At 65.1% G+C, this 11,104-nt stretch carries 7 protein-coding genes and 1 pseudogene; all 8 read left to right on the top strand.

The window, feature by feature from the left end:
• On the top strand, positions 1–3,169 hold a 3,169-nt coding region (locus tag H0U68_RS00310; protein WP_296351988.1), incomplete at its 5' end, for an amino acid adenylation domain-containing protein.
• Positions 3,170–3,386: 217 nt separating this feature from the next.
• Positions 3,387–4,709 carry a SidA/IucD/PvdA family monooxygenase gene (locus H0U68_RS00305; protein ID WP_296351986.1) on the top strand — a complete coding sequence of 441 codons (1,323 nt, stop codon included), beginning with the start codon at positions 3,387–3,389 and terminating at the stop codon, positions 4,707–4,709.
• Positions 4,699–5,772 carry an FAD-dependent oxidoreductase gene (locus H0U68_RS00300; protein WP_296351985.1) on the top strand — a complete coding sequence of 358 codons (1,074 nt, stop codon included), beginning with the start codon at positions 4,699–4,701 and terminating at the stop codon, positions 5,770–5,772. The genes H0U68_RS00305 and H0U68_RS00300 overlap by 11 nt, the downstream gene beginning before the upstream one ends.
• Positions 5,766–7,745: a class I tRNA ligase family protein gene (locus H0U68_RS00295; protein ID WP_296351983.1), complete on the top strand. Its 1,980-nt coding sequence runs from the start codon at positions 5,766–5,768 to the stop codon at positions 7,743–7,745. Before H0U68_RS00300 ends, H0U68_RS00295 begins: the two co-directional genes overlap by 7 nt.
• Entirely contained in the window at positions 7,733–8,548 is an 816-nt protein-coding gene (locus H0U68_RS00290) for an ABC transporter substrate-binding protein (RefSeq protein WP_296351982.1), read from the top strand. The genes H0U68_RS00295 and H0U68_RS00290 overlap by 13 nt, the downstream gene beginning before the upstream one ends.
• A 75-nt stretch (positions 8,549–8,623) precedes the next feature.
• Positions 8,624–9,256 carry a LysE family translocator gene (locus H0U68_RS00285; RefSeq protein WP_296351980.1) on the top strand — a complete coding sequence of 211 codons (633 nt, stop codon included), beginning with the start codon at positions 8,624–8,626 and terminating at the stop codon, positions 9,254–9,256.
• A 38-nt stretch (positions 9,257–9,294) separates the two neighbouring features.
• On the top strand, positions 9,295–10,371 hold the full coding sequence (locus H0U68_RS00280; protein ID WP_296351978.1) for a methyltransferase: 1,077 nt from the start codon (positions 9,295–9,297) through the stop codon (positions 10,369–10,371).
• Positions 10,372–10,457: 86 nt separating this feature from the next.
• A pseudogene (locus H0U68_RS00275) lies at positions 10,458–10,976 on the top strand (MFS transporter); the annotation flags it as partial.
• Positions 10,977–11,104: the final 128 nt, after the last annotated feature.

Genomic DNA, 11,104 nt, shown 5'->3' with positions numbered 1-11,104 from the left:
GTTCCACCTGGCCTGGGCGCAGGTGCTGGGCTTGGCGAGCGGGCGGCGCGACGTGGTGTTCGGCACCGTGCTGCTGGGCCGCTCGCAAGGAACGGCGGGCGCGGATCGCGCGCTCGGCATGTTCATCAACACGCTGCCGGTGCGCGTGCGCCTGGATGGCGTCAGCGTGGAAGAGGCGGTGCGCCGCACGCAGGCCAGCCTGAGCGGATTGCTGCGGCACGAGCAGGCCAGCTTGGCGCTGGCCCAGCGCGCGAGCGGCGCCGATCCTGCCCTGCCGCTGTTCACCGCCTTGCTGAACTTCCGGCATGGCGCGGTGGGGCAGGCGCCGGGCACCAGCCTGTGGCAGGGCACGCGGCTGCTGCACAGCGAGGAGCGCACCAACTACCCCCTGGTGATGGACGTGGAGGACCGCGGCCGCAACGGCTTCGGGCTGGCGGCGGCTTGCGCGGCGCAGATCGATCCGCAGCGCGTGCTGGCGTTTTTGGAAGCGGCGCTGGCGCAGCTGGCCGAGGCGCTGGAACAGGCGCCGTCAAGCGCCATGGGGGCGCTTGGCCTGTTGCCGAAGACCGAACTGCACCTGCTGCGCCAGTGGAACGCCACGGCAACACCGTCGCCGCAGGGGCCGCCGCTGGCGCAATGCTTCGAGCAGCAGGCCGCCGCGCATCCGCGCGCCGTGGCCCTGCAGTCCGAAGGCACGCTGCTCACGTACGGCGAACTGAACGAACGCGCCAACCGGCTGGCGCGGCACCTGCGCGCGCAGGGCGTGGGACCGGACGTGCTGGTCGGCGTCTGCGCGCAGCGCGGCTTCGACATGGTCGTCGGCCTGCTCGCCGTCCTGAAAGCGGGCGGCGCGTACCTGCCGCTGGACACGGCATTTCCGCAGGAGCGGCTCGTGTTCATGCTTGGCGACGCGAAGCCGGCGCTGGTGGTCGGCGACGCACGACAGCTCGCGCGCCTGCCGCTGAAAGAGCAGGGCATCGCCGGCTTCGCGCTGGATGCAGACTGGCCGGGCATCGCGCAGTCTCCTTCGGAGAACCTGCCGTCGCTCGCGCAGCCGGACCATCTCGCCTACCTGGTCTACACCTCGGGCAGCACTGGCGTGCCGAAAGCGGTTGCCGTCACCCACCGCGGCTGGGCCAACCTGCTGCATGCGCAGCCGCTCACCGGCCGCGTGCAACCGGGCGACCGCGTGCTGCAGTTCGCCTCGCTCGGCTTCGACGCCTCGGCCTGGGAAATCGGCATGGCGCTGGCGCATGGCGCGCGGCTGTGCCTTGCAGAAGCCGAACGGCTGCTGCCCGGCGGTGCGCTGGAGAAGACGCTGGCGCAGATGGAGATCGGCGTTGCGCTGTTGCCGCCCGCAGTGCTGCATGCCATGGACGACGTGTCCCTACCGGCGCTGCACACGCTGGTCTCCGGCGGTGACGCCTGCCCGGCTTCGGTGGCCGAACGCTGGGCGTCCGGCCGCGCGTTCTTCAACGCGTACGGGCCGACCGAGGCCAGCATCTATGCCGCCGTCCACGCGTATGCACCAGGCGACACGCAGCCGCCACCGATCGGCCGCCCCATCGCCAACACGCGCATCCACGTGCTCGACGCCGCCTTGCAGCCGGTGCCCATCGGCGTCGCGGGCGAGGTCTACATCGCGGGCGAGGGCATCGCGCGCGGCTACCTGCACCGCGCGGCGCTGACGGCCGAACGCTTCCTGCCCGACCCGTTCGCGGCAGACGGCTCGCGCATGTACCGCACGGGCGACTTGGCGCGCTGGCGCGCGGACGGCGCGCTCGACTTCATCGGCCGCGCCGACCGGCAGCTGAAGCTGCGTGGTTTCCGCATCGAGCCGGACGAGATCGAAGCCGCACTGATGGCGCTGCCCGGCGTGACCGCGGCCCTGGTCATGGCGCGCGAGGGCGCGTCCGGCGAACCCGCGCTGGTGGCCTATGCAGCCGGTGCCGGATTGGACGCGGACACGCTGCGCTCCGCGCTGGCCGAGTGCCTGCCCGCGCACATGCTGCCGGCGCACGTCGTGGTGCTGGACCGCCTGCCCCTCACTGTCCAGGGCAAGACCGATCTCCGCGCCTTGCCGGCGCCGCGCAGTACGCCCGGCGAACGCGCGCCGCGCACGCCGACTGAAGCGGCGCTGGCGGCGGCCTGGGCAGACGTGCTGGGCCTGGAGCGCGTGGCCATCGACGATGATTTCTTCGCGCTCGGTGGCGATTCGCTGCTGGCCGTGCGCGTCGCCGCCCGTGCGCGGCAACGCGGCATCGACGTCCCGGTGTCCGCGCTGCTGGCACATCCGACCATCGCCGCGCTCGCACGCATGCTCGATCACGGCCAGCAGGCGGCCCAGGGCATTGCGCGCTTCGGACGACAGCGCGAGGCAGACGCCGCCACCAAGCCGGCGCTGTTCCTGATCCACGGCGCAGGCGGCGAGATCAACGCCTTCGCGCCGCTGGCCGCGCAAGTGGATGCGGCGTACGACGTGTTCGGTGTGCGTTCGCTGCCGCCGTCGGGCGATGCGCATACCGATTCGCTGCAGGCCCTGGCCGACCGCTACACCGAGTGGATCCTGCAGGCCCATCCCGGCCCGTACGCGCTGGCCGGCTGGTCCATGGGTGGGTTGATTGCGCTGATGGTCGCGCAGCGGCTTGAACAGCGCGGCCATGCGGTACGCAGCGTTGGATTGATCGACACGCATCCGGCCGAAACCAGCAGCGGCGCACCCACTGCATCCAGCGATGCCGCATGGGCCGTTTTGCGCGGCCTGGCTTCACGCAACGCGGCTGTGCGCGGCCATCTGCCCGCGCTGCAGGCCATGGGCCAGCGGCTGGGCGTGGAACAGCTGCTGCGCTTCATCGATGCCGGTCAGCCGCCGTTCGATGCGCTGGCGCGCGACGGCACCGTCGACTACGTGCGCATGCAGATCGCCGCCACGCACAGCCACATGGAGGCGCTGCGGCAGTTCGCGCCGGTGAAAGTTGCCGCACCGCTGCACGTGTTCTGGGCCGCGAAAGAAGCGGACAGCGCGGATGGCGCCACGCGCTCCGAGTGGCTGGCACTGACGGTGCGGCGCGAGGCCAGCACGGTGACCTCCCTTGACGCCGACCATTACTCCATCCTGGAAGTGCCTTCGGCGGCGCGCATCGCGGCGGTGCTGCGCGGAAGCCTTTGACAGGAAGATTGCTTTGCTCAGTGGCAAATTAGCCCGTCAAATTCGGCTTAAATGCCAATCATAGGCTGCCTGATTTGACGGCTAGAATCGCGCCACTAAATTAAGCAGCCAATTGAAAAGAGCGCGCCGGTATGCCGGCTCAATTGACTTCCTTCGGGTGGCGTGCGAGTTCATGGGTGACATCCAAAATTCGTACATTTGGCTTGGAGTGCCCCGCATGCTGGATATATTGGGAATTGGATTTGGGCCATCCAATCTCGCATTGGCCATCTGCATCCGCGAGTTCAACGAAAGCCAGGAGCGCGCCGGGAACCACGGGGCTCTGCAATCGATGTTCTTCGAGCAGAGGGTTGGCTTTCAATGGCACAAGGACATGCTCATCGATGGCGCAACGATGCAGATCTCGTTTCTCAAGGATCTGGTGACGTTGCGCAATCCTACGAGCAGCTTCAGTTTTCTCAATTACCTGAAGCGGTGTGGCCGCCTGGAAGATTTCATCAATCTGAAAACTTTCTATCCAACACGCGTGGAGTACGCCAATTACCTGGAATGGGCGGCCTCGCAATTGACGAATTGCGCTCGTTACGACTGCCAGGTGGAAGAAGTACGCCTGCGCGTGAACCGCGACCGTAGGCAGTGCATGGAAGTCGTCGTGCGCCACCGCGACACGCAGGACGTCGGGGTGTATTCCACACAGAACCTTGTGCTCGGCACAGGTCTGCGTCCAAAGCTGCCCAAGGGCATCGCCGAGTCGGGCAACGTCGTGCACAGCTCGAGCTTCCTGAGCCTGATCAAGCGCATTGATCCGCAGCGCGCGAGGCGCTTCCTCGTCGTGGGCGGGGGGCAGAGCGCGGCGGAGATCGTCAATCATTTGTACGACCGCTACCAAAGCGCCGAGATCGTCGCCGTCTTTCCGAATTTCGGATACAAGCCAGCCGACGACAGCCACTTTGTTAACCAGATATTCGATTCGAGATCGGTAGATCTGTTCTATGCGGCGGCAGACAACGTCAAGTCCTTCCTGCTGGAGCGCCATGCCGATACCAACTATGGGGTGGTCGACTCCGACCTGATCGCGCAGCTGTATCGCAAGGCCTATGGCGACAAGGTTCGGGGACGCGAGCGCCTGAGGATGCGGCGACTGTCGCGGCTCGAGGCCTTGAGCTCCCAGGCCGACCTGGTGACTGCGGGGATTCGCGACCTGCATGGCGGAGGCGTGACGGAGGAAAGGTTCGACGCTGTCGTGATGGCTACGGGTTACCACCCGCCATCGCTCACCGAGATCGTTCCAGCGGTAACACCCTACATGAGCGGCGATTTTCCCGACCAGGTGACCCTGGACCGAAGCTACGCGGTGAAGACAAATGCACCGATCGGAGGTCGCATCTACCTGCAGGGGGCTTCAGAAAGCCAGCACGGCTTCACCGTCACGCTGCTGTCCGCGCTACCTACCCGTAGCCAAGAAATTCTCCAGGACATCGTGGCGCGCCGGGAGAACCAGGATGTCTCCCAGTTGGAAGAGGTACGGCATGCCGTCTAGACCATGCTACGACGTTCTCGTCGTGGGCGGAGGCGTGATCGGCGCTGCCGTGCTGCATGCGCTCGCCAAGCTCGGATTGCACGTGGGCCTGGCTGAACGGGGTGTGATCGCGCAAGGATGCACGGCGTATTCGGGCGGCCTTGTGCGTGTCTTCCACGCCGACGAGCGCCTGAGCGAACTCGCAGCCGCAAGCTACCCCTTCTACCGAGACTTCGAAGCATCTGTCGGTGAGCCGTGCACGTTCACGCAGACAGGCCTGCTCTATTTTCCGGCGGCAGGCACCGAGGTGGCCGCGCGCGGGCAGATGAACCGGCTGGCACCGCGGGTGCCCATGGCATGGCTGGAGGCAGAGCGCGTGCGCGCCGCTCATCCGGAGATGCACGCCGATGGCCCCGCGATACACGAACCCGGAGCAGGGTACATGTCGCCCCCTCAGGTTACGCGCGCCTTCATCCGGGCGGCGCGCCAACTGGGCGCTGTCGTTCATGAGGGCACGGCGATCGACAAGCTCGTCCGCGTGGGCGATCGGTATGCCGGAGTCGAGACCACACTGGGCACGCTTTTCGCTGACCGCGTGGTGCTCGCGCTGGGACCGCACACCCCGTCCTTTCTCGACCAGCACCGCATACCGCACGCGCTGTGGGCGCAACGCATCCAGGTCGACATCCGCAGGCCGCCAGCGCCCCCCCGCGATCACCCCGCGTGGATCGACGACGTGAACCAGCTCAATGGCCGGCCGCACGACGATGGGCGCTTCCTGATTGGCTGCCCGACGCACGATATCCGCTTTCACGATCGCCCCGTGGCGGGCATTGCAAGCCATAGCGACGTGATCGATGCAATGGGACGACGTCGCTTCAAGTGGGTAGCGGACGCTGGGCGGGAAGGCTCGTACGCCAGTTTCGACTGCTACTCCGAGGGGGGCCTGGGAACTGCCCGCTTCGTGGATGAGGCGCGCACGCTGGCGGTGATCAGCGGCTTCTCGGGAGGTGGATTCAAGCTCGCGCCGGAGTTGGCGCGCCGCACCGCCAGGCTGCTGGCGCAAGAGGCAAGCACATGCTGATAAAGAAGAGTCCGCCGGAAACGAGCTACGGCATGGCATGCCGTACCCTGCAGATCCCGCTTAGCGAGGCCGGCGGCAGCGAATGTGTGCTGGAACCCTGCCAGCTGTCCGTGTTCCATCGCCATCACGAGTCCGAGATCTTCGTCATCGTGCGCGGCCGAGGCCGGCTTGACGTCGACGGCCGGCACGTCGGCGATGTCGGGCCGGGGGACGTGATTTTCCTGCGGCCTTTCGCCGGCCATGCGTTGCGCAACCTGTCCGACGACGAGCGCCTGGAGTTCGTGGCGCTGTACTGGGGCGGGCAGGATGTCCATGCCGCGCCTGCCCCCTTGCCGGACCGTGTCTTGATCTTCTCGACGCCTCCGACGCCGAACGGCGACCTGCACCTCGGCCACCTTTCCGGTCCGTACCTCGGCGCCGACATATACCGGCGCTACCTGCGGCAAAAGAATGTGGATGCGATCCATGTAACCGGCCGCGACGACAACCAGACCTACGTGAAGCGGATCGCCCGCATGGAGAGTCGCGCACCTGAGGCCGTTGCCGAGGACTACGCGCGCAGCATCCGGGAAACATGGGCGAAGGCCGGCATCCCGCTCGACTTCTTCTCCTCGCCCAAGGGCTCGGTCATCTACCGCGAGCAGCTCTCCTCCATGATCTCCCGCTTGCTGGATAGCGGGATGATCGTCGAAAAGACCGTTGAAGAGCTCTATGACCGGAACACGGGCTTCAGCTTGCATGAGGGTTACGTCAAGGGCGGCTGTCCCCACTGCGGTTGTAGCTCCGATGGCAATGCCTGCGAGCAGTGCGGCCGGCCGAACGATTGCATCGATCTCGCCGACCCTGTCCCGACGCTGCCTGGCGTGGAGCTTGGCCGGCGCCGCCTTTGTAAGCTGTACTTCCGCATGTCCGCGGTTGCTCCGCAACTGGCCGAACTGGTCGCGCGAAGCAATATGTCGGCGCGCGCCCGTGCGCTCAGCGTTGCCATGCTGGCGGACGGTCTCCCCGACATCTGCATCTCCCATCGCTCGGACTGGGGCATGCCGGCAGGTGTGCCGGGGTTCGAAGACCAGGTCATCTATGTTTGGTTCGAGATGGCGGCAGGTTACCTCGCGGCCGATCTGCAGGCGAGTTCGGGGCGGCCGTTTTTTGCAGACCCCGGATCCTCCATCGTGCATTTCTACGGCTTCGATAATGCGTATTACCACACACTGCTTTTTCCGGCGATCTACATGGCGCTCGGCGGTGATGTGAACGTGCCCGGCGACCATGTCGTCAACGAGCTGCTGTTCCTGCGCGGCGAGAAGTTTTCCACCAGCCGCCGTCACTTGATCTGGGGCCGCAAGCTGCTGGCCCACATCCCTTCTGACTACGCGCGGTGGGGGCTTTCACGCGTGCGCCCCGAGTTGAGGAACGAAGACTTCGACCTCGACCGCTTCATCGAACAAACAAATACCTTCTTCGCCGGCCGGCTCGCCGGATGGCTGACCAGCACCCTCGCGCACCTCGCGCAGCAGTACGGCGGCATGATTCCAGAGCCCGGCGCATGGTCGCAGCAACACATGGCGTTCCATCAGGAGGTGCGCTACCTGGCCGAGGGCGCGGAGCGCGCATACCAGGTGAGCGGCTTCTCTCCGCAGGCGGCAACGCGTCGCCTGGAGGAACTGGTCGAGCGAGCCCATGAATTTTTTGCGACGCACTGCCGGCACGAGACGGGCGCGGCCGCGAAGGATCACCACCGAACGACGGTGGCGCTGAATTTCTGGGCAATGGCGGTGTTTGCGCGCCTGGCCATGCCGATTGTTCCCGAAACCGCACAGCGCATTCTCGCCTTGCTGGGGTTGGGGGACCAAGCCGGCATCGATGGCACAGGAGGGTTCATCCAGCGCGATCGCCAACTTGATCCCGCGATGGCCCCGAGCCTCCCGCCGATTTCATCGGACATTGCGGAAGCGGTGTCATGCGTCGATTGAAGGTCGCGGTGCCGGGGCCGCTCACGGGGCCGCGCGCGGCCTATGGCGACATGATCCGCGGCGCCGTGGCCGCCTTCGCGACGGCCCCCGACCTGGAGTTTCAACTGGTGGACGATCAAGCAGACCCCGCTGTCGCAGCCCGCGTTGCAGCGATGGTCGTGCAAGGCGGCGCCGACGTTGTCATCGGGCATTTCAATAGTGATTGCGCGCGAACGGCGATGCCGATTTATAGAAGCGCAGGCATACCGCTTCTGCTGCCCGCATCAACGGCCGCGGGGCTTGCAGATGGCCAGGGCGTGTTCCGCCTTTGTGCTGACGAGGTGCAGCAAGTCCATGAAATTGCAATTTTTCTGCGCGAGACGCTTGGTGGACGAAGGCTCAGCGTGTGGTCGGACGGCTCGGCATATGCTCATCGTTTGCGACGCGTCCTTGAAGCAGCAACTGGCCGCACGCTGCCTGACGCACCCCCGTCCGATGATCCTGAGCAGGGAGCGGGCTGCGTGGTTGTTTACCTTGGGGCCCATGTGGCCGTAGGTCAGCGGCTGCGCCAGGAGGGACCGATTTGGTCGGGAATCGCAGTTTGCTGCGATGATTGCGCCATTGACGATTTCGAATCGCAAGCACGCGCCGGTACCTGGATCTGCGCGCCGCATCTCGACTATGGTCAACTGCTTCAGGAAGCTGTCCTTATTTCTCGTCGCGTCCTGCTTCTGCGAACCGGCCGGTGGGACGAAGTTTTCGATGCGCATGGGGAACACCGGGCCGCCACCTGGCGCCTGCGTCAGATCAAAAAAAGAGATTGAAAAGAGTCGCAGCATGGAACCGTCAAGCTCATATGCTCCGGCTGCACCATTGACCGGCTCACCGTATCCGAAGCCATGGACGCCAGTTCACTAGCGGCATTCTCCATCACGACCGCTGTTTCGTGCTTCACGCCCGGCCCTGCCGCGGTCTTTGTGATGTCCAATGCGGCGTCCTACGGACGAACTTATATATTCCCCTGCGTGGCAGGAATCATTGTTGCCAACCTTGTCTACTTTCTGCTCGCTGCGGCGGGTCTTGCCAATCTCATCACCCACTACCCGGGCGTCTACCAGGGAATAAGAATTGCCGGCGCCGCCTATCTTGTCTATCTCGGAGGCAGGCTGTTCCTTGCTTCCGGCGGCGCCGGCGAGGGTGCAAACGCGCTTGCAATGAAGCTGGTCGGGCCAAGAGCTTCCCGGTTTCAATCCTCGCTCAAATCCTTCGCCATCGAAATATCGAACCCCAAGGCTATTCTTTATTTCGGCGCCCTGCTGCCCCAGTTCATGCAGCCCGGCGAGAGCCTGTATCACCAGATCCTTGTTTTCGCCGCGATCACCGTGATGCTGGACATCATGGCATACACGTTCTATGGCGGAGTCGGCTATGCCTCTTCGCGGATGGCGGGTCCGCGGCTGATGCGGGGAATTACAAGGCTTGCCGGCCTTGTTCTTTTGGCCGTTGGCCTGAAGCTTCTTTTTAAGCTCTGAGTTTTTTCGATCGACGCCACTTACCGGGGCAGGAACACATGAGACAAGCTGACTATTCCGAAGGAAAGCTCGATGGCGAGGATGCTCTCCAGAAGCTCACCTCATTGACGAACGGATATATGCTGTCAAGCATCCTGTTCGCAGCCGTCGACCTGAAAATATTCGACATCGTCAACGAGAAGCCTCGAAGTGCGCTGGAAATATCCAGCATCACGGGGTGTGCCAGCGAAGGCGGAATGCAGCGGCTGCTTCTGGTCCTCGTCAACCTGGGCTTGATCGATGCAGGTCCGGATGGGTTGTTCCGTGCGACGGAGGTTGCCCGGAAGTTCCTGTTGTCGGATGTGAGAAGCAGTCTCGTGGCAGGAATCCAGCACCATCACCGTCACGCCTACGTTCCCTTCCGTTATCTCGGCGATGCCATCCTGTCTGGAAAACCCCAGCTGGGCCGGAACGGCCAGGGCGCGGCCGGCAGCGAAGATCTCTATGAATCTCTGGCGGCCGGCACCGGCGAGTACGAGATATTCATGCGAGCGATGAATTCGTTCAGTGTCGGCGTTGGGGAAAGAATGGCTGAACTCGTCGAGTTTCCGCTCGAACCGCGGATCTACGACATCGGCGGTGGCGGTGGGCAGGTGTCGCTGGAGCTGGTGAGCAGGCTTCCCGGTTCGCGGGTGACTGTCTTCGACAGGAAAGAGGCCATCGATTACGCCAGGAAACACCTTGCGAAGCACTTGGGAGATCAACTTGAATGCATCGAGGCGGACATGTTTTCGCTCGGCGCCTTTCCGAAAGCGGACGTGGTCGTCCTGTCGGCCGTTTTGGGGGATTGGGACGAGGCCAAGCGGAAAGTCATCGTGGAGAACGCTTGGTCCCAGTTGAAGGCCGGCGGCAAGCTGCTGATCAGTGAGACTTTGCTGGACGAGGATCGGCGCGGCCCCTCCAGCGCCATCCTGCTCTCGCTGTATGTTCTTCTGCTGACGCAAGGAGGGCACAACTTCACGCCCACCGAATGGCGAGAGTTTCTCGGTGCGGTTGGCATCGACGAAATTGCGTTCATTCATGACCACGACAATGGTTATCGGGACTTGATTGTCTGTAGCAAGCCGCTAGGGTAGCGAATCGCCGGCGGCACCGGCTGTCTGCCGACGCATGCGTCCGGAAACGGCTGGCGCAGCCGCCCGGCGCGGACCAGAATGGCGCGATGACCCAGGCACGCGGCGGCAACGGCACCATCTTCTACGGCTGGTTCGTGGTCGCCGCTGCCTTCACCGTCACCCTGGTCGGCTTCGGCTGCGCCTACACCTTCAGCGCCTTCCTGGCGCCGCTGCAGGCCGAGTTCGGCGCGTCTCGCGGCTCGGTGTCGCTGGTGTTCTCGCTGGCCGGATTCCTGTACTTCGCGTTGGGCGTGCTGAGCGGGCCGCTGGCCGACCGCTGGGGCTCGCGCACGCTGGCCGTGCTCGGGATGCTGCTGACCGGCGCCGGCCTGGCGCTGGCCAGCGTCGCGCAAACCCTCACCCAGGTGTACCTCGCCTACGGCCTGGGCGTGGGACTGGGTGTCGGCCTGTCGTACGTGCCGGCCATCGGCGCCGTGCAGCGCTGGTTCGTGCGGCGGCGCGGCTTCGCCTCGGGCATTGCCGTCAGCGGCATCGGCGTGGGCACGCTGGTGATGCCGCCGCTGGCCACGGCGCTGATCGCCGCGTTCGGCTGGCGGCACGCCTACCTAGTCCGCCCTGAACAATTCCGTTCTCAGCGGCAAGCCTGCTGGCGACGACCTGGAGCGGCGAGCAGTGCGGCGATGACCGGCTGCAAGGACAGCCCGAAGCGGGCGCAGTAAAGCCGCAGGGCGGC

It is taken from the genome of Ramlibacter sp. (assembly GCF_013697775.1).
GTDB lineage: Bacteria > Pseudomonadota > Gammaproteobacteria > Burkholderiales > Burkholderiaceae_C > Ramlibacter.
The sequence above is the reverse complement of the archived record's forward strand: the minus strand, read 5'-3'. Positions and strand labels throughout refer to the sequence as shown.